Source organism: Amycolatopsis viridis (genome assembly GCF_011758765.1).
GTDB lineage: Bacteria > Actinomycetota > Actinomycetes > Mycobacteriales > Pseudonocardiaceae > Amycolatopsis_E > Amycolatopsis_E viridis.
The window spans coordinates 2,555,883-2,574,653 of the sequence record NZ_JAANOU010000001.1 but is presented as its reverse complement, the minus strand read 5'-3'; the positions used below and the strand labels follow the sequence as shown (position 1 = coordinate 2,574,653).

The 18,771-nt window shown below is 72.8% G+C and carries 17 protein-coding genes; 6 read left to right on the top strand and 11 right to left on the bottom strand.

The features are described 5' to 3' along the window. Nucleotide 1 precedes the first annotated feature (1 nt). Both sufB and FHX46_RS12760 read right to left on the bottom strand, forming a co-directional pair. Nucleotides 2-1,450, bottom strand: a complete 1,449-nt coding sequence (sufB, locus tag FHX46_RS12765; RefSeq protein WP_167113599.1) for a Fe-S cluster assembly protein SufB — start codon at nucleotides 1,448-1,450, stop codon at nucleotides 2-4. Further along, entirely contained in the window at nucleotides 1,447-2,214 is a 768-nt protein-coding gene (locus FHX46_RS12760) for a helix-turn-helix transcriptional regulator (RefSeq protein WP_390622618.1), read from the bottom strand. Before FHX46_RS12760 ends, sufB begins: the two co-directional genes overlap by 4 nt. A gap of 149 nt (nucleotides 2,215-2,363) precedes the next feature. On the opposite strand from FHX46_RS12760, the gene mptB reads away from it, so the two are divergent. The 5 genes from mptB to FHX46_RS12735 all read left to right on the top strand — a co-directional run bounded on the left by mptB (nucleotide 2,364) and on the right by FHX46_RS12735 (nucleotide 7,781). Then, complete coding sequence (gene mptB / locus FHX46_RS12755) at nucleotides 2,364-3,980, top strand: polyprenol phosphomannose-dependent alpha 1,6 mannosyltransferase MptB (protein WP_390622617.1); 1,617 nt, start codon at nucleotides 2,364-2,366, stop codon at nucleotides 3,978-3,980. A 24-nt stretch (nucleotides 3,981-4,004) separates the two neighbouring features. Then, nucleotides 4,005-4,931 (top strand): ABC transporter ATP-binding protein, encoded by a 927-nt coding sequence (locus FHX46_RS12750; RefSeq protein ID WP_167113597.1) that lies wholly within the window; start codon nucleotides 4,005-4,007, stop codon nucleotides 4,929-4,931. A gap of 65 nt (nucleotides 4,932-4,996) precedes the next feature. Beyond that, the gene (locus FHX46_RS12745) at nucleotides 4,997-5,722 is read left to right on the top strand and encodes an ABC transporter permease (RefSeq protein WP_167121438.1); all 726 of its coding nucleotides are present in this window, start codon (nucleotides 4,997-4,999) and stop codon (nucleotides 5,720-5,722) included. A 69-nt stretch (nucleotides 5,723-5,791) separates the two neighbouring features. Further along, the gene (locus FHX46_RS12740) at nucleotides 5,792-6,766 is read left to right on the top strand and encodes a COX15/CtaA family protein (RefSeq protein ID WP_167113594.1); all 975 of its coding nucleotides are present in this window, start codon (nucleotides 5,792-5,794) and stop codon (nucleotides 6,764-6,766) included. A gap of 100 nt (nucleotides 6,767-6,866) precedes the next feature. After that, on the top strand, nucleotides 6,867-7,781 hold the full coding sequence (locus FHX46_RS12735) for an acyl-CoA desaturase (RefSeq protein WP_167113592.1): 915 nt from the start codon (nucleotides 6,867-6,869) through the stop codon (nucleotides 7,779-7,781). Between the two features lie 3 nt (nucleotides 7,782-7,784). Here the strand turns inward: FHX46_RS12735 and FHX46_RS12730 are convergent, their stop codons facing one another. After that, nucleotides 7,785-8,090, bottom strand: coding sequence for a hypothetical protein (locus FHX46_RS12730; RefSeq protein ID WP_167108039.1), 306 nt, complete (start codon nucleotides 8,088-8,090; stop codon nucleotides 7,785-7,787). 78 nt (nucleotides 8,091-8,168) lie between these two features. On the opposite strand from FHX46_RS12730, the gene FHX46_RS12725 reads away from it, so the two are divergent. Next, complete coding sequence (locus FHX46_RS12725; RefSeq protein ID WP_167113589.1) at nucleotides 8,169-9,140, top strand: quinone oxidoreductase family protein; 972 nt, start codon at nucleotides 8,169-8,171, stop codon at nucleotides 9,138-9,140. Between the two features lie 12 nt (nucleotides 9,141-9,152). On the opposite strand, the gene map is transcribed toward FHX46_RS12725, so the two are convergent. From map to hpnC, 8 genes are all read right to left on the bottom strand, one after another. Continuing rightward, on the bottom strand, nucleotides 9,153-9,938 hold the full coding sequence (gene map, locus FHX46_RS12720; RefSeq protein ID WP_167113586.1) for a type I methionyl aminopeptidase: 786 nt from the start codon (nucleotides 9,936-9,938) through the stop codon (nucleotides 9,153-9,155). Nucleotides 9,939-10,205: 267 nt separating this feature from the next. Next, nucleotides 10,206-11,210, bottom strand: coding sequence for an adenosyl-hopene transferase HpnH (hpnH, locus tag FHX46_RS12715; RefSeq protein WP_167113583.1), 1,005 nt, complete (start codon nucleotides 11,208-11,210; stop codon nucleotides 10,206-10,208). Between the two features lie 3 nt (nucleotides 11,211-11,213). After that, a complete protein-coding gene (gene ispH / locus FHX46_RS12710) occupies nucleotides 11,214-12,689 on the bottom strand; it encodes a 4-hydroxy-3-methylbut-2-enyl diphosphate reductase (protein WP_167113580.1) in 1,476 nt (491 codons plus the stop codon). Further along, complete coding sequence (gene shc, locus FHX46_RS12705) at nucleotides 12,686-14,584, bottom strand: squalene--hopene cyclase (RefSeq protein WP_167113577.1); 1,899 nt, start codon at nucleotides 14,582-14,584, stop codon at nucleotides 12,686-12,688. The genes ispH and shc overlap by 4 nt, the downstream gene beginning before the upstream one ends. Then, nucleotides 14,584-15,594: a polyprenyl synthetase family protein gene (locus FHX46_RS12700; protein ID WP_167113574.1), complete on the bottom strand. Its 1,011-nt coding sequence runs from the start codon at nucleotides 15,592-15,594 to the stop codon at nucleotides 14,584-14,586. The genes shc and FHX46_RS12700 overlap by 1 nt, the downstream gene beginning before the upstream one ends. After that, on the bottom strand, nucleotides 15,591-16,946 hold the full coding sequence (gene hpnE / locus FHX46_RS12695) for a hydroxysqualene dehydroxylase HpnE (protein WP_167113571.1): 1,356 nt from the start codon (nucleotides 16,944-16,946) through the stop codon (nucleotides 15,591-15,593). Before hpnE ends, FHX46_RS12700 begins: the two co-directional genes overlap by 4 nt. Further along, nucleotides 16,943-17,806: a presqualene diphosphate synthase HpnD gene (gene hpnD, locus FHX46_RS12690; RefSeq protein WP_167113568.1), complete on the bottom strand. Its 864-nt coding sequence runs from the start codon at nucleotides 17,804-17,806 to the stop codon at nucleotides 16,943-16,945. Before hpnD ends, hpnE begins: the two co-directional genes overlap by 4 nt. Then, complete coding sequence (gene hpnC, locus FHX46_RS12685) at nucleotides 17,803-18,705, bottom strand: squalene synthase HpnC (protein WP_167113565.1); 903 nt, start codon at nucleotides 18,703-18,705, stop codon at nucleotides 17,803-17,805. Before hpnC ends, hpnD begins: the two co-directional genes overlap by 4 nt. Between the last annotated feature and the right edge of the window lie 66 nt (nucleotides 18,706-18,771).

Here is an 18,771-nt window from a genome sequence, read left to right as displayed (position 1 = left end):
GTCAGCCGACGGCTCCTTCCATCTGCAGTTCGATCAGGCGGTTCAGCTCGAGCGCGTACTCCATGGGCAGCTCGCGCGCGATGGGCTCGACGAACCCGCGCACGACCATCGCCATGGCCTCGTCCTCGGTGAGACCGCGGGACATCAGGTAGAACAGCTGGTCCTCGGAGACCTTGGACACCGTGGCCTCGTGGCCCATCGACACCTCGTCGTTGCGGATGTCGACGTAGGGGTAGGTGTCCGAGCGGGAGATGGTGTCCACCAGCAGCGCGTCGCACTTCACGGTGGACGCGGAGTGGTGCGCCCGCTTGGCCACCTTCACCAGGCCGCGGTAGGAGGTGCGGCCGCCACCGCGCGCCACCGACTTCGACACGATGGTCGAGGAGGTGTGCGGCGCCAGGTGCTCCATCTTGGCGCCGGCGTCCTGGTGCTGGCCCTCGCCGGCGAACGCGATCGAGAGGACCTCGCCCTTGGCGTGCTCGCCCATCAGGAAGACCGACGGGTACTTCATGGTCACCTTGGAGCCGATGTTGCCGTCGATCCACTCCATGGTCGCGCCCTCTTCGCACTTGGCGCGCTTGGTGACCAGGTTGTAGACGTTGTTCGACCAGTTCTGGATCGTCGTGTAGCGGCAGCGGCCGCCCTTCTTGACGATGATCTCGACCACGGCCGAGTGCAGCGAGTCGGACTTGTAGATGGGCGCGGTGCAGCCTTCGACGTAGTGCACGTAGGCACCCTCATCGACGATGATCAGGGTCCGCTCGAACTGGCCCATGTTCTCGGTGTTGATCCGGAAGTACGCCTGCAGCGGGATGTCCACGTGCACGCCCGGCGGCACGTAGATGAACGACCCACCGGACCACACCGCCGTGTTCAGCGCGGAGAACTTGTTGTCACCGGCCGGGATGACCGAGCCGAAGTACTCCTGGAACAGCTCCGGGTGCTCCTTGAGGCCGGTGTCGGTGTCCAGGAAGATGACGCCCTGGGCCTCGAGGTCCTCACGGATCTTGTGGTAGACGACCTCCGACTCGTACTGGGCGGCCACCCCGGCGATCAGGCGCTGCTTCTCCGCCTCCGGGATGCCCAGCTTGTCGTAGGTGTTCTTGATGTCCTCGGGCAGCTCGTCCCAGCTGGCGGCCTGCTGCTCGGTGGAGCGCACGAAGTACTTGATGTTGTCGAAGTCGATCCCCGACAGGTCGGCGCCCCAGTTCGGCATGGGCTTGCGCTCGAAGAGCTTCAGCGCCTTCAGGCGCGCCTCGAGCATCCACTCCGGCTCGTTCTTCTTGGCGGAGATGTCGGCCACGACGTCGGTGTTGAGCCCGCGGCGGGCGCTGGCCCCCGCGGCATCCGGGTCGGCCCACCCGAACGCGTAGTTGCCCAGGGACTCGATGGTCTCTTCCTGGGACAGCGGCGTTGTGGTGGGATTGCGCTGCTCGGCAGCGGCAGTCATTCGCGTTTCCCTCCGTCCGGAGCTTTCGCTTGCAGACCCGGCGGATTCTCCGCTGGGACGTGGGTGGTGCACACGGTGTCACCGCGTGCGATGGTCGCCAGCCGCTGGACGTGGGTGCCCAGCAGCTCGGCGAACGCCTCGGTCTCCGCCTCGCACAGCTGCGGGAACTCAGCGGCGACGTGGGCGACCGGGCAGTGGTGCTGGCACAGCTGCGCGCCGGCACCGGTGGCCGGAGCGCCCACCTGGCGGGCCGACGCAGCGTAACCCTCCCTGCTCAGGGCGGCGGCCAGGGCCTCCGCGCGGCCGGCCGGGCCGTCCGCTGCGGTGATCGCGGCCCGGTGCGGCTCCACCATGCCGGCGGCCCGGCGCTCGGCGAAGGCCCGCACGGCCTCCTCCCCCGCGTGTTCGGCGAGGAAGCGGAGGGCGGCGACCGCGAGGTCGTCGTAGGCGTGCCCGAACCGGGCGCGGCCCGTCTCGGTGAGCAGGAAGAGCTTGGCCGGGCGGCCCCGGCCACGCGGTCCGCGCCGGGGCGCGTCCCGCGTCTCGGCCTCCCCGTCGGCCAGCAACGCGTCCAGGTGACGGCGCACCGCGGTCGGGCTGATGCCCAGCCGGTCGGCGACCACGCCCGCCGTCATCGGGCCGTCCTCCAGCAGGAGGCGGGCGACCTCGTGCCGGGTGCGCCCGTCCGGGGTGGCCTGAGCGGCCACGCCGTCACCGGGACGGCCGGCGCCGCCCTGGTGGGAGTGGGGTCCGCTGTTTTTCACAACATAATTGTGTCGTATTTCGGGCGGGGAGGCAAAGAGTGGTCAACTCGGCGTGACCGGGGTCACGGATCCCGGCCGCCGCGCCGGTGCCGCCGGTCGCCGTGGCCGCCCTTCTCGGCAGCCCGGGACGGCGCCGATACCCTCTCTGTGTGACATGGGGTGAGCGGAGCACCGGAGGTGGTGCGGTGGCGGCGCCGCCGTCCCCGGTGCACCCTCCCGGGGCCGGGCCGCTGGAACAGCGGGAACTGCGTGCCCTGGACATCGTGCGCCGGCTGGGCACGGTCGGCGCGCTGCTGCTCGCCCTGGGCTCGCTCGGCGCCGGCGCGGCCCCGGTGCTCAACCCGGTCCAGGACATCCCCGTCCTCCGCCTGTTCGCCCGCATCCCCACCGTCTCGCTGGCGATGTGCTTCGCCGGGATGGGCATGCTCGTCGTCGGGTGGCTGCTGCTGGGCCGGTTCGCGCGGCCCGGGCGCCCGCGGCTGGCCACCCGCGCCCAGCTGACCCGCACGCTGGTCATGTGGCTGACGCCGCTGATGTTCATCCCACCGCTGTTCTCCCGCGACGTCTACAGCTACCTGGCGCAGAGCGAGATCGTGCACCGCGGCATGGACCCGTACGAACTGGGCCCGGCGCAGGCGCTCGGCGTGGCCGATCCGCTCACCAGCGGTGTCTCCAACATGTGGCGCGAGACCCCGGCCCCCTACGGCCCGCTCTTCCTCAAACTCGGCAGCTGGATCTCCGGGCTCACCGGGGACGACATCGTCGCCGGGGTGCTGCTGCAGCGCGCCCTCGCCCTGGCCGGCGTCGCGCTCATCATCTGGGCCCTGCCCCGCCTGGCCCAGCGGTTCGGCGTCGAACCGGCCACCGCGCTGTGGCTGGGGGCCGCCAACCCGCTCGTGCTGTTCCACCTGGTCGCCGGCGCGCACAACGAGGCGCTCGGCATCGGCCTGATGGTCGCCGGCCTGGAGCTGGGTATCCGCCGGCTGCCGGTCCGGTTCACCGGCGACACGCCGCCACCCCTGGCCAACGGCGAGATCCCGTTCCTCGTGCTCGGTGCGGCGGTCATCACGCTCGGCGCCGCGGTGAAGATCAACGCGGTCATCGCACTGGGCTTCTTCGGTGTCATGATCGCCCGCCGCTGGCGCGGCCGGATCAGCGACCTGCTGCGCGCCGCCGCCGCGCTCACCGGCGTGTTCGCCGTCGTCATGGTCGCCGTGTGCCTGGGCACCGGCCTCGGCTTCGGCTGGATCGGCGCGCTGGGCACCCCGGGGCTGGTGCGCAGCTGGATCTCCCCCAGTGCCGAGCTCGCGAACCTCGGCGGGGTCCTGGGCATCGCGCTCGGCCTGGGCAACCACACCAACGCGCTGGTGTCGATCCTGCAGCTGGCCGGCATCGCGCTGGCCGGGCTGATCACCGCGAAGTTCCTGTGGGACAGCTTCCGCTGGCGCTACCGGCCGATCATCGGGCTCGGCGTCTCGCTGGGCGCCTTCATGATCCTGCACGTCGCGATGCAGCCGTGGTGGCTGCTGTGGGCGGTGATCCCGCTCGCCGCCGCCGCGGGCACGTCCCGGTTCCGCGTCGCGGCCACCGTGGCCAGCGTGGCGCTGGCGTTCCTCGCCGCACCGCCGGGCAGCACGTTCGACGGCCGCTCGTTCGTCGTGCCGCAGGCCTACCTCGCCGCGGGTGTCGTGGTCGCCGTGGCCGTGCTCGTCGTGTGGCGCAGGGCACCTCTGCTGCTGAAGAGGGATCCGCAGCCGGCGCCCTGAGCCGGGGTCGTACGCTTGACAGTCGTGAGCACACCTGCCGTCGAGATCACCGGGCTGGTGAAGCGGTACGGCTCGAAGACCGCGGTCGACGGCCTGGACTTGAAGATGCACCGCGGGCGCCTGCTCGCACTGCTCGGTCCCAACGGTGCCGGCAAGACCACCACCGTCGAGATCTGCGAAGGCTTCCGCCGCGCCGACGCCGGGTCGGTGCGCGTGCTGGGCCTGGATCCCGCTCGCGACGGCGCCGCGCTGCGTCCCCGGGTCGGTGTGATGCCGCAGGGCGGCGGCGCCTACCCGGGTGTCCGGGCCGGCGAGATGCTCGGACTGGTCGCCTCGTGCGCCGCCAGCCCGCTGGACCCCGAGTGGCTGCTCGACGTCCTCGGCCTCACCCCGGCGCGCCGCACCCCGTTCAAGCGCCTCTCCGGCGGGCAGCAGCAGCGGTTGTCGCTGGCGTGCGCCCTGGTCGGGCGCCCCGAGCTGGTGTTCCTCGACGAGCCGACCGCCGGTATGGACCCGCAGGCCCGCCGCCTGGTGTGGGACCTGCTCGGCGCACTGCGGGCCGACGGGGTGAGCGTCCTGCTCACCACCCACCTGATGGAGGAGGCCGAGGCGCTGGCCGACGACGTGGTGATCGTCGACCACGGCAAGGTGATCGCCGAGGGCACGCCGAGCGCGCTGACCGCGGACGACTCCGACGCCGCGCAGCTGCGGTTCAAGGCCCGCGCGGGGCTGGACACCGAACTGCTGTCGGCCGCGCTGCCCGAGGGCTACCGCGTGCAGGAGTCCGCGCCGGGCAGCTACCAGGTGTCCGGGAGCGTGAACCCGCAGGTGGTGTCGACGGTGACGGCGTGGTGCGCGCAGCAGGGCGTGCTGGCCGAGGAGCTGCACGTCGGCAAGCGCGACCTGGAAGAGGTCTTCCTCGAGCTGACCGGACGGGAGCTGCGCTCGTGACCGCACCGGCCCGGTTCCCCGCCGGAACCTTCACCCCCGCGCCCGGTCCGGGCCGCCGCACCCGGATGCTGCTCACCCACGCGAAGCTGGAAACCAGCCTCACCCTGCGCAACGGTGAGCAGATCCTGCTCACCCTGCTCATCCCGCTGGCCCTGCTGATCGGCCTGACGCTGCTGAACATCCTGCCCACCGGCGACCTCGACGGGGTCGCCAAGGTGGACTGGGTCACGCCGCGCATCTTCGCGCTCGCGGTGATGTCCTCGGCGTTCACCGGGCAGGCCATCGCGCTCGGGTTCGACCGCCGCTACGGCGTGCTCAAGCGGCTGTCGGCCACGGCCATCCCGCGGTGGCTGCTCGTCGCGGGCCGGATCGTCGCCGCGCTGGTGGTGGTGCTGCTGCAGGTCGTCGTGCTGGGCGTGGTCGCCGCGTTCCTCGGCTGGACGCCGTCGGGCGCCGGGATCGCCGAGGCGGTCCTGCTGCTGGTGGCCGGCACGCTGAGCTTCGGCGCGCTGGGCGTGCTGCTCGGCGGTTCGCTGCGCGCCGAGGTGGTGCTGGCGCTGGCCAACATCGTGTGGTTCGTGCTGCTGCTCGCGGGCGGGATCCTGCTCGCGCCCTCGGCGCTGCCCGCCGGGGCGGCGACGATCATCGAGCTGCTGCCCTCCGGGGCGCTGGCCGAAGGGCTGCGGGCCGCGCTGGTGCACGGGCAGCTCGCCGCGGGCCCGGTCGCCGTGCTCGCCGGGTGGGGCGTGCTGGCGGCGGCACTGGCCAGCCGCACGACGAAACTGACGTAGCGCCGGGGCCCGCTCGTCTCCCGCCACCGCCCTCAACGGAGGCGCTTCGCGCCCGTCTACTATTTCCGCGTGGCACTGAAGTCCCTGATCGCCCGCCTGCCCTACCCGTCGCGCTCCGTGCAGCGCGCGATCGCCGTCGCCGCGGTGGTCGCCCAGGCGGGCATCGGGGTCACCGGCTCGGTCGTCCGTGTCACCGGATCGGGTCTGGGCTGCCCCACCTGGCCGCAGTGCTTCCCGGGCAGCCTGGTGCCGGTCGCGCACCCCGAGCTCGAGACGCTCAACCAGTGGATCGAGTTCAGCAACCGGCTGCTCACCGTGGTGGTCATCCTGGTCTCCGCGCTGGCGGTGCTCGCCGCGTGGCGGGTGCAGATCGCCCACCCGGAGCGCCGGCGGGCGCTCCGGCTCGCCTGGGCAATGCCCGGCGGAGTCGTACTGCAGGCCGTGGTCGGCGGGATGACGGTGCTCGCGAAGCTGGAGTGGTGGACGGTCGCGATCCACTTCCTGGTCTCCACGCCGCTGGTGTGGCTGGCGGTGCTGCTGGTCCGCGCGTTCGGCGAGGGCGACGAGCCGGCGCGGTGGCTGGTCCCGCCGCTGGCGAAGAAGCTGCTGGTCACCCTCGTGGTCGCGATGTGGGCGGTGCTGATCGCCGGCACCACGGTGACCGGCGCCGGCCCGCACGGCGGCGACCCGGCGACCCACCGGCTGGACGCGCCGATCGAGGTGCTCGCCCAGGTCCACGGTGGTCTGCTGGTGTGTTACCTGCTCGTGCTCGCGATGTTCGGCCTGGTCCTGATGCGCGGCGGCACCCCGCCGGCGGTGTGGCGGCGCTACGCGGTCGTCTGGGTGGTGGCGCTCGCGCAGGGTGTGCTGGGGTCGGTGCAGTACGCACTCGGCATCCCGGAGGCGCTGGTGTCGCTGCACGTGCTGGGCTCGGCGCTGGTGATCGTGGCGACCGCCGCCCTGTGGTGCGGCTGCCGCGACCGGGGCCCGGTCGTCCCCGCCGCACCGGCCCCGCCCCAGAGCCCGGAGCTGACCACGGCGTGAGCCGGATTTCCGCGCTCGTCACGCGGTGGTAACGCCCGAGGGGGGTATCCGCCAGGACGGCCTCGTACGGTGGGGCCGGGAAGAGAGGTAACCACCGCCCATGACCAAACCCCTGATTTCACATCGCCGGTCCACCGGTCAGATGATCGTGCTCAAAGCGTTCCTGCTGATCCCGTTCCTCGCGCTGGTCACCGCGGTGCCACTCGCGTGGGGCTGGGGACTGACCTGGCTCGACCTCGGCCTGGCGGTGTTCTTCTACGTGTTCGCCACGCTCGGCGTGACCGTCGGCTACCACCGCCACTTCACGCACGGCTCGTTCAAGACCGGACGGCCGCTGCGGGTCGTGATGGCGATCGCCGGCAGCATGGCCGTGCAGGGGTCGGTCCTGTTCTGGGTGGCCAGCCATCGCCGGCACCACGCCTTCGCCGACCGCGAGGGCGACCCGCACTCCCCCTGGCTGTTCGGCACGAGCCCGGCGGCGCTGCTGCGCGGGTTCTGGCACGCGCACATGGGGTGGATGTTCGAGCGCGAGGTGACCAACTACGAGCGGTTCGCACCGGACCTGCTGGCCGACCGCGACCTGCGGGTGGTGAGCAAGCTGTTCTGGCTGTGGATCGTGCTCAGCCTCGCTCTGCCCACGCTGCTCGGCGGGCTGCTGAGCTGGTCGTGGTGGGGCGCGGTGACCGCGTTCTTCTGGGCCGGGCTGGTGCGGATCGCGTTCCTGCACCACGTGACGTGGTCGGTGAACTCGATCTGCCACATGATCGGCGACCGGCCGTTCGCCAGCCGGGACCGGGCGGCGAACTTCTGGCCGCTGGCGATCCTGTCGATGGGCGAGTCGTGGCACAACTCGCACCACGCCGACCCGACGTGCGCGCGGCACGGGGTGCTGCGCGGGCAGCTGGACGTGTCGGCGCGGCTGATCTGGATCTTCGAGAAGCTGGGCTGGGCGCACGACGTGCGCTGGCCGCGGGCCGAGCGCCTCGCCGCGAAGCGGCTGCAAACCGTTGCGTGAGCCCTACAGGGCGTGCCCGGCCATCCGGCGGCGGTGGCCGGGCCCGATCCGGGTCTCGTTGACGGTTGCCGAGTCCCATTCGGCCGGCTCGAGGTCCTCGACCGCCTCGACCAGCTGCTGACCGGTCTCGACGGTGCGCACAACGATGTCACCGAGCGCACCGTCGTGGCCGACGAGCACCACGCGTGCACCGGCGCGGCCGATGTTCTCCACGACGGCCTTGGCCGGCTTGCCGTGTTCGGCGACGAATCGGCGGGCGGTCGTAAGCTGCTGGGCGGTGGGCGCCGGTGCCTCGGTCTCTTCAGCCATGCCGGCATCTTAAGGAAGATCGGGCGGCCCCACCGGCTTGTACGGGGTGAACCCGACCACGTCAGGAGGAGACACACGATGCCCACGGCAGTGCAGATTCGGCGGACCGGCGGACCCGAGGTGCTGGAGGTCGCCGAGGTGGAGGTCGGCGATCCGGGGCCGGACGAGCTGCTGGTGGACGTCGCGGCCGCGGGCGTGAACTACATCGACACCTACCACCGCAGCGGGAGCTACCCGCTGGACCTGCCCGCGACGCTGGGCCAGGAGGGCGCCGGAACGGTCGCCGCGGTCGGTTCGGACGTCACCGGTTTCCAGGTCGGCGACCGGGTCGCCTGGCAGGGCGTGCTCGGCGGCTACACGCAGCGGGCCCGGGTCCCGGCACGCAGCGCGGTGCGGATCCCGGACGGCGTGTCCGACGAGGTGGCCGCCGCGACCCTGCTGCAGGGCGTCACGGCGCACTACCTGGTCCGGTCGACCTACGAGGTGGCCGAGGGCGACACGATCCTGCTGCACGCGGCCGCGGGCGGGGTGGGCCTGCTGCTGACGCAACTGGCCAAGGCACGCGGCGCGCGGGTGATCGGCACGGTGTCCACCGCGGAGAAGGAGGCGCTGGCCCGGGAGGCCGGCGTGGACGAGGTGATCCGCTACGACCAGGTGGACTTCGCCGAGGAGGTCCGGCGCCTGACCGACGGCGAAGGGGTCGCCGCGGTGTACGACGGGGTCGGCCGGACCACGTTCGACGGCAGCCTGGCCAGCCTGCGGGTGCGGGGGTTCCTGGTGCTCTTCGGCGCCGCGAGCGGCCCGGTCCCGCCGGTCGACCCGCAGCGGCTCAACAAGGCCGGATCGGTGTACCTGACGCGGCCGACGTCGGCCCACTACGTGCGGACCCGGGAGGAACTGGACTGGCGGGCGGGCGAGCTGTTCGAGGCGGTGACCTCCGGCGCGCTGACGGTGCGGATCGGCGGTCGCTACCCGCTCGCCGAGGCGGCGAAGGCGCACGAGGACCTGCAGGCCCGCCGCACGACCGGCAAGCTGCTACTGATCCCGTAGGCCCAGTCGCGCCTAGCGCCCCGCCGACTCCTCCGCGCGCCGGGTGAGCACCAGGGGGCCGTCCTCGGTGATGGCGACCGTGTGCTCGGAGTGGGCGGTGCGGGAACCGTCGGCCGACCGGATCGTCCAGCCGTCCGCGTCGTGGACGATCCGGTCGGTCGTGCGGGCGAACCAGGGTTCCAGCGCGAGGGTCAGCCCGGGCCGCAGCGTCAGCCCCCGCCCCGCGTGCCCCTTGTTGGGCACGTGCGGGTCCTCGTGCATGGTGCGGCCGATGCCGTGTCCGCCGAACTCGGTGTTGACCGGGTAGCCGTGCGCCCGGGCGACGGACCAGATCGCCGCCGAGATGTCGCCCAGGCGGTTGCCCGGTCGTGCCGCCTCGATCGCCGCCGCGAGCGCTTCCTCCGTGGCGCGGACGATCCGCAGGTCCTCCTCGGCGGCGGTACCGACGACGACGGTGCGCGCCGAGTCGGCCACCCAGCCGTCGATGCCGACGGCGAGGTCGGCGGTGAGCACGTCCCCGTCGCGCAGGGTGTAGTCGTGGGGCAGGCCGTGCAGGACGGCGTCGTTGACCGACAGGCAGATGACGTTGCGGAAGGGGCCCCGGCCGAACGAGGGTGCGTAGTCCCAGTAGCAGGACTGCGCTCCGCGCCGGGTGATCATCCCGCGCACGTGGTGCTCCAGGTCCAGGAGGTTGACGCCCACCTCGGCCAGCCGGCCCACCTCGGAGAGCACCTCGGCGACGAACCGCCCGGCCACGTGCATGCGCTCGATCTCCGCCGGCGTCTTCAACTCGATCACGGGTACCTCGCGTCCCAGGGTGTCGGTATAGTTATACCGGAACCCTAGCACTCACCCGGTATAGGAATACCAGGGGTGCCTGGCACACCGCGCGTCGAATCGTCCGCCGCACCGGCGGAGGCGATGTTCGGCGGACGTGGATCCCGCCGGACGCCACGGCGACGAGGACTGCCTCGCCCCGCCCGGCGCGGTGGATCACCAGTTCTTCGCCAGCTGACCGGCGGCGCGGGGACGAGCGGTGATCGCCCCCGCGCTACCGGGTCCGGGTCAGACGCTGACCGCGGCGCGGATCGTCTCCTTGAGACTGCTCGTCGTCGCGATCACGGCCGTCGGTTCGTAACCGCAGTGCGCCATGCAGTTCGCGCACCTCGGGTCCTTGCCCCGGCCGAACTTGTCCCACTCGGTCTCCTCGATCAGCTCCCGCCACGTCTTGGCGTAGCCGTCGTCGAGCAGGTAGCACGGCCGCTGCCAGCCCAGCAGCGAGTAGGACGGGATGCCCCACGGCGTGCACTCCAGGTCCCGCTTGCCCTCGATGAAGTCGAGGAACACCGGCGAGTGGTTGAGCCGCCACTTCTTGCGGCGCCCGTCCGCGAACGCCTTGGCGAACAGCTCCCGCGTCTGCTGCACCCCGAGGAAGTGCTCCTGGTCCGGGGCCTTCTCGTAGGCGTACCCGGGCGAGAGCTGCATGTTGTCGACCTTGACGACGTCGTTGAGGTAGTCCAGCACGTCGATGACGTCCTGCGGGGTGTCGGTGTTGAAGAACGTCGTGTTCGTCATCACCTTGAAGCCCTTCGACTTCGCGAGCTGGATCGCGTCGACGGCGGCCTGGAAGCCGCCCTCCTTGCGCACCGAGGCGTCGTGCTTCTCGGCCAGCCCGTCGATGTGCACCATCCACGTGAAGTTCCGGTGCGGCTTGAACTTGTGGATGTGCTTGGGCAGCAGCAGCGCGTTCGTGCACAGGAACACGATCTTGTTGCGCTCCAGCAGGATCCGGGTGATCTCGTGGATCTGCGGGTGCATCAGCGGTTCCCCACCGGCGATGGACACCATCGGCGCACCGCTCTCCTCCACCGCACCCACCGCCTGCTGCACCGGCATCCGCTGCTTGAGCAGGTGCGCCGGCTGCTGGATCTTCCCGCACCCACCGCACTTGAGGTTGCACGCGAACAGCGGTTCCAGCTCGACCAGGATCGCGTACTTGTCCTTGCGCAGCAGCTTCTGCTTGGCCAGGAACGCGCCCAGCCGGATCGACTGGCGTAACGGCATCGCCATGGTCTAGCTCACCTCCCGGGGTAATGTGAAAACCAGGTCCTCCTCGGCCTCCGCGTGCTCGGTCACCGTCGACCGTCCCACACCGCGCAGGCACCGCACCAGCTCCGCCACCAGATCCGGTGGCGCCGAGGCACCGGCGGTGATCCCGATCCGCCGCGCCCCGGCCAGCCAGCGCAGGTCCACTTCGGACACATCGTCGACGAGCCGGGCCCGCGTCCCCCGCCGCCGCGCCACCTCGACCAGGCGCTGCGAGTTGGACGAGTTCACCGAGCCGACCACGAGGACGAGATCCGCCTCCTGGGCCACCTTCGTCACCGCGCGCTGCCGGTTCGTGGTGGCATAACAGATGTCGTCGTGCCGGGGGCCGGCGATCGACGGGAACCGCGCCCGCAGCACCGCAGCGATCTCCTCCGCCTCGTCGACGGCCAGCGTGGTCTGCATCGCGTAGGCCACACCGGTGCCGTCGGGCACCCGCACCTGCGCCGCCGCCTCCGCGTCCTCGACCACCACGATCCGGTCGGGTGCCTCCCCGACCGTGCCCTCCACCTCCTCGTGGTCGGCGTGGCCGATGAGGAACACGGTGTCGCCGCGGCCGGTGTAGCGCTTGACCTCGCTGTGCACCTTCATCACCAGCGGGCAGGTCGCGTCGACCACGCGCAGCTCCCGCGCCCGGGCGGCCTCGCGCACCGCGGGAGCGACCCCGTGCGCGGCGAGCACCGTGGTCGCGCCTCGCGGAATCTCGTCGACCTCCGCCACGAACACGGCGCCCATCGCCTCCAGCCGGTGCACGACGTGCGCGTTGTGCACCACCTGACGGCGCACGTAGACCGGGGCGCCGTACCGGTCCAGCGCCCGCTCGACGATCTGGATCGCCCGCTCGACCCCGGCGCAGAACGACCGCGGGCTGGCGAGCAGCAGGTCACCGTCGCCGGCCGCGTCACACCATTCGCGCAGCGCCGGCACCGCGGCCCGCAGCGAGCGCAGCCCGCTGATGCCGCGCAGCACGGTCCCCGGCCGCCACAGCGGCTGGTCCGGGGTGTCCACGATGGCCCGTACAACGGCCAGCGGACCGGGCAGGGCGGCGAACTCCGCGGACTCCATGTCGACCGCGATGGCCCCGCGGGCGGCGAACCGGGCCCGGTCCGCACCGTCCACCACGGACGGTGCCGACGCGATCGGTCCCAGGTGGACAGTCAGCCCGTGCCGCCGCAGCGCGGCCGCCAGCAACGGCGCGGACGGCAGCGGCACCCGTCCGGCGGGCCCATCGATCTCGGTGGCCACCACCAGATCACCCGGCCGCACCTGCGGCACCAGCGCACCACCCACACCCGCCACCAGGACCGGCCGGCCGGCCGCGGTCAACCGCTGCGCCGACTCGGCCGCCCGGCGCGGGCCCATCCCGCCGCGCAGCACCGTCAGGCCCGGCACCCGCAGTGCCGCCGCCTCGACGCGCATCGGCGCGACCACCACGCCGGTCATGACCGTCCCAGGTAGCGGCCCAGCGCGGTCACCGGGAACACCAGCCGGTACAGGTGGTAGTTGATGTAGAAGTCGCCGGGGAACCCGGTGCCGGTGAACTGCGGCTCGTCCCAGGTGCCGTCGGCGCGCTGGGTCTCCGCGAGCCACTGCACGCCGCGCGCGGTCACCGCGGAGTCCCGCTCCCCCGCCGCGAGCAGCGCGAGCAGCGCCCACGCGGTCTGCGACGCGGTCGACTCGCCGCGCCCGGACCACGACGGGTCGCGGTAGGAGCGCAGGTCCTCACCCCAGCCGCCGTCGGGGTTCTGGTGTTCGGTCAGCCACCGCACGGCCCGCCGGATCGCCGGGGCCGACGTCGGCACCCCGGCCTCGACCAGGGCCGGCACCACGGCACCGGTGCCGTAGACGTAGTTCGCGCCCCAGCGGCCGAACCACGAGCCGTCGGCCTCCTGGTGGTCCAGCAGCCATTCGACCCCGCGACGGCACTCCCGGCTGCCGGCCTTGCCCTCCTTGGCGAGCATCTCGACCACGTGCGCGGTGACGTCGGCCGACGGCGGGTCGATCACCGCGCCGAAGTCGCAGAACGGCAGCTTGGTGGTCAGTTCCCGGGTGTTGTCGGCGTCAAAGGCGGCCCAGCCCCCGTCCCGCGACTGCATGCCGGTCACCCACTTCACGGCGCGGTCCAGAGCACCGGACAGCCGGGCGCGGTCCGGGTGCGCGACGCGGCGCAGGCCGAGCACGACCTCGGCGGTGTCGTCGGTGTCCGGGTACAGGTCGTTGGCGAACTCGAACGCCCAGCCGCCCGGGTCGAGGCCGGGGCGGCGCACCGCCCAGTCGCCCCGCACCGCGATCTCCTCGCCGAGCATCCAGTCGACGGCCTTGAGCACGTGCGGGTCGTCGGCGGGCGCCCCGGCGTCGAGCAGCGCGACGATCGCCAGCGCGGTGTCCCACACCGGCGACTGGCACGCCTCCAGCCGCCGCACGGTGCCCTCCGGGGTCTCCTCCCGGATGAGGAACCCGTCGAGCCCCGCCAGCCCGGCACGCATCGCCGGGTGGTCCAGCGAGTAGCCGAGCAGGTGCAGCGCGAGCAGCGAGTACACCCACGGCGGCTGGATGCCGCCCCACCCGCCGTCGGCCTCCTGCCGGGCCAGGATCCACTCCGCGGCCTGCCGCATCGCGAACTCGCGCACCGGTTTGACCGCGACCTTGCCGTAGAGGTGCAGCGCCTTGTCCAGGTAGTGGAAGGCGCCCGACCACGTCCACGGCGCGACCAGCCCGCCGCGCCGGTTCCCGGTGCGCAGCTCGTCGACCCCGAACGGCAGCGGGCGGACCGGCCGCAGCGTGCTGACCACGGTCAGCGGGACCACGGTCTGGCGCGCCCAGCACGCCCAGTCGTAGACGTTGAGCGGCACCCACGACGGCAGCAGCACCAGCTCGGGCGGCATGGTGGGCAGGTCGTCCCACGACCACAGGCCGAACAACGCGAGCCAGATGCGGGTGAACACGCGGCTGGCCTCGACCCCGCCGGAAGCCCGGACGAACTCGGCGGCGGCACGCATGTGCGGCTCGTCCGGCGAGTCGCCGGCCAGCCGCAGCGCCACCCACGCCTCGAGTGTGGTGGACAGGTCGCCGGGGCCGCCGTGGAAATTGGCCCAGGTGCCGTCGGCGCGCTGCTGGGAGCGGATCCAGCGGGCCGCCTCCGCGGTCTCGGTGGCCGTCCGGATGCCGAGGAACTCCCGCATCAGCAGGTCCTCGGCGTCCATGGTCACGTTCGTCTGGAGCTCGCCCTTCCACCAGCCGCCGTCGCGTTGCAGGCCCTTGAGGTGGGCGACCGCGCGGTCGAGCGTGCCGGCCGGATCGAACCCGACCGCCCCGGAGATCTCCGAGGTCTGCGTCATCAAGCCTCCCTGGTCACGATGAACCGCGCGAGGGCCAGCAGCTCCGCGCGCACCCGTTCCGGGACCCCGGCGTCGGTGAGCTTGCGTTGTCCCGCCGTCATCCGGCGGTGGGCCTCCTCCAGCGCCCACGCCCGCCCCCCGGCCAGGTCGACCAGGTCCGCGGCGCGGCGCACCGCGTCCTCGTCGGCGGCGTCACCGCCGCTGAGCCACGCGGCCAGCTCCCGGCCGGGCGCGCCGCCGTGGGTCAGCGCGTAGGTGACCGGCAGGCTCTTCTTGCGGGCCCGCAGGTCGGAGTGCACCGGCTTGCCGGTCACCGACGGCTCGCCCCAGATGCCGAGCACGTCGTCGACCAGCTGGAAGGCCAGGCCCAGGTCGGCGCCGAACTCGGCGAGCGCGTCGACCACGCGGGGTGGCGCGCAGGCCAGCACCGCCCCGATCGCGGCGCTGGCGGACAGCAGCGCCCCGGTCTTCCCGCCGGCCATGTCCAGGCATTCGTCCAGCGTGACGTCGTCGCGCTGCTCGAAGGCGACGTCGAGGACCTGACCGCGGATCAGCTCGCCGACCGCCTCGGACAGCAGCCGCGCCGCGCCGACCGCACCCGGTCCGTCGGCCTCGAGCAGGACCTCGTTGGCCAGCGCGAGCAGGGCGTCCCCGGTGAGGATCGCGCTGGCCGCGCCGCGCACCGCCCACACCGTGGGCCGGTGGCGCCGTTCGGTGTCGCCGTCCATCAGGTCGTCGTGCAGCAGCGAGAAGTTGTGCACGAGCTCGACGGCGACCGCGCCGGGCAGCCCGGTCTCCGGGCGCGCACCGGCGGCCTCGGCCGACAGCAGGGCGAGGGCGGGGCGCACAGCCTTGCCGCCGCCGGAGGTCGGGTTGCCGTCCAGGTCGGTCCAGCCGAGATGGTAGTAGGCGATCGCGCGGCTGGCCGGGTCGAGCCGGTCGACGGCGGCCCGCATCGCGGGCAGGACAGCCTGCCTGCCCTGCTGCAGGGAATCGAGAACAGCGGTCATGCGGGTATCCCTTCCGATCGGCCCGGCACCCCCGCGGGGGCGCCGAGCACGGCTTGGGCGGCCGCCTCACCGCTGCGCACGGCGCCCTCCATGGTCGCCGGCCAGCCGGTGGCGGTCCACGCACCGGCCAGGACCAGGCCCGGGACGCAGGTGCGCGCGGGTGGGCGCAGTTCCGCGCACCCGGGCGCCGGGCGGAACGTGGCGTGCCGCTCCCGGGTCACGAAGAAGTCGAGGACCTGCGCGTCCCGCGCGGCCGGCAGCACCTGCCGCAGCGCCGGCAGCAGCCGCTCACGCAGGACCCGCACCGGCAGCTCGATCTCCTCGACGGCGGCCGACAGCGAGATCGCCAGGTACTGGCCGCGGGCCAGCCCGGACGAGGCGGTGCGGTCGAAGACCCACTGCAACGGCGAGTCGACGACGGCGAAGAACGGGGCACCGGTGACCGGGCGGTCGAGCACCACGTGCGCGTTCACGATCGGCGAGCTGCCGAGCCGGTCGGCGAAATCGGCGGGCAGGCGCACCGCGCCCTCGGGCAGCAGCTTCGCCGCGACGATCGGGGGGACGGCCAGCACGACCTGGTCGGCCGTCACCGGCTCGTCCGCGCCGATCCGCCAGCTCCCGTCCACCCGGGCCAGGCCGGTGACCTTGCTGTTCAGCCGCACCCGCACGCCGGCCCCGGTCAGCCGGGCCAGCGCGGGTTCGCCGTGCAGCCGGCGCAGCGGGACGGTCGCCCATCCGATGTCGGCGGCGGCGGCGTCGGTGAGCAGCCCGACCTGGAACACCGTCGCGGCCAGGCCCAGCGAGGCCTGCTCGGCGGGGGCGTTGAGCGTCGCGATACCGACCAGGTCCCACAGCTTGGTGACGGCGTCCCGGCTCTGGCCGTGCGCTGCCAGCCACTCGCCGAACGTGCGCCGGTCCGAAGCCGGCGCAGCGGGGTCCACGGCCTTGAGCGCGAGCGCGGCGCCCGCGAAGCGCATCCGGTCACCGAGGCCGAGCGGGGCGTACCGCAGCACCGAGTCCGCCAGGTGCAGCGGTGCGGGCAGCGGGTTGCGGCGCAGCCACGCCGGACGGCGCAGCCGGGGCGAGCGCACCGGGATCTCCAGACGTGGCTGGAGGTGGACGCGGTCGGTCACGCCCAGCCGCCGCAGCAGCCCGAGGTAGGCGGTGCAGCAGCGCAGGAAGACGTGCTGCCCGTTGTCGACGTGCAGCCCGTCGCGGGTGAACGAGTGCGTGAGACCGCCGAGCAGGCCGCGCGACTCCAGCAGCGTCACCTCGTGCCCGGCGTCGGCGCAGCGCAGGGCCGCGGTGATCCCGGCGAGCCCGCCACCGACGACCGCGACCCGCTGCCTCATGCCGCCCGCCCGCCCAGGGCGCGGAACGCCACGCCCAGCTTCTCCCGCCCGGACAGCGACAGCCGCCGGTCGAACACCGCGGAGGGCTGCTCGGCGATGCGGTCCAGCAGGTGCCGGTAGATGCCGGCCATCGCCAGGCAGCACGCACCGCTGCGGCGGTCCAGCAGCGGTCCCAGCCGCAGCCCGTCGGCGTACCACTCGCGGGCGCGGGCGGCGCTGTGCCGGATGAGGTTCGCCAGGCCGCCGTCCGGATCGGCCAGCACGCCCCGCTCGTCGACGGCCAGCTCGACGCCGAACGCGTCGAGATCCGCCGCGGGCAGGTAGACCCGGCCGGTGAGGAGGTCCTCCCGGATGTCACGCAGGATGTTGGTCTGCTGCAGCGCGATGCCGAGCGCGTCGGCGTAGTGCGCGGCCTGCGGGTGCGGCCGGTGACCGAACACCCCGAGGCACAGCCGGCCGATCGACCCGGCCACGCACCGGCAGTACTCGGTCAGCTCGTCGAAGGTGCCGTAACGGCGGCCCTCGATGTCCATCCAGACCCCGTCGAGCAGTTCCTCGAAGGCCTCCAGCGGCACCGGGTAGCGGCGGGCGGCGTCGGCGACCGCGACCAGCACCGGGTCCGTGCTGCGGTCGAGCGCGGACAGCTCCTTGCGGACCGTCTCCAGCTGCGCGGCCTTCTCCTCGAGCGGCAGGTCGCCGTCGCCGATGTCGTCCACGCGGCGCGCCAGCGCATAGACCGCGCACAGCGCCGAGCGGCGCTGCCGGGTGAGCAGCCGGATGCCCCAGTAGAAGTTCCGGGCCTCCGTCCTGGTGATGTCCTCGCAGGTGGCGTAGGCCTGTGCGATCGTCGGGGTCGTCACGAGAACCGACCACCTTCCCGGATCCGGCGGACATGGGCGGCCGGGCGCACCAGCAGGGCGATCAGGTGCGCCAGGACATCGGGCTTGCGCGGGCGCGGGGCGCCGGGCAGGACGTCCCAGCGGGCCCGGCGCAGCGCGTCGAGTGTGGCCAGTCCCCCGGCGACGTACCCCGCGACGGCCAGGCGCGCCCAGCCGTGCAGGCGGTCCAGCAGGGCCGCGCCCTCGGCCAGCAGGTCCAGCGCGCGAGCGGTCTGCGCGGCCACGGCGAGCCGCACCGGGCGGCTGGTGGCACGTGCGTCCAGGTCGGCGGCGGTGGCGCCGAACGCGGCGAGGTCGGCCTGCGGCAGGTAGACCCGCCCGTTGCGGCGGTCCTCGCCGACGTCCTGGCAGTGCTCGATGAGCTGGAGCGCCGTGCAGACCCGGTCCGACAGGCGCTCGGCCTCGGGGTCGCGCACGCCGAAGATCCGGAGCACGATGCGGCCGACCGGATCGGCGGAGAGCACGCAGTACGCCTCCAGCTCGGCCTGCGTGGCGTAGGAGGCGACGCGCTGGTCCTGGAGGTTCGCCCGCACCAGGCGATTGAACGGTTCGAGTTCCAGATCGCGGCGCCGAATCGCGGGCAGAAGATCACGCAATACCCGTTCGTGTGGTTGCTCTCCCCGAAAGGCGCGTTCCAGATCGTGCTGGAATCGCAGTAACCCGGCCGTGCGCTCGGCCGCGGCGCCGGCCGCTTCGTCGCCCAGGTCGTCGATGACGCGTGCGACGTCGTAGACCGCGCCCAGGTCGTCCCGCAGGTCACGGGGAAGTATCCGCAGCGCTACCGGAAAGTTCTCGGCCTGCTTCTTTTCGCGCAGCACGCGGTCGTCGACCGTGCCGGAACCAGGGGGTGCGGGAGCCATCGCCTCATAATCACTCGGGCCCCGAGGCGAATTCTTCGCACCGGAAACAAAAATGGAGAAGCCCCG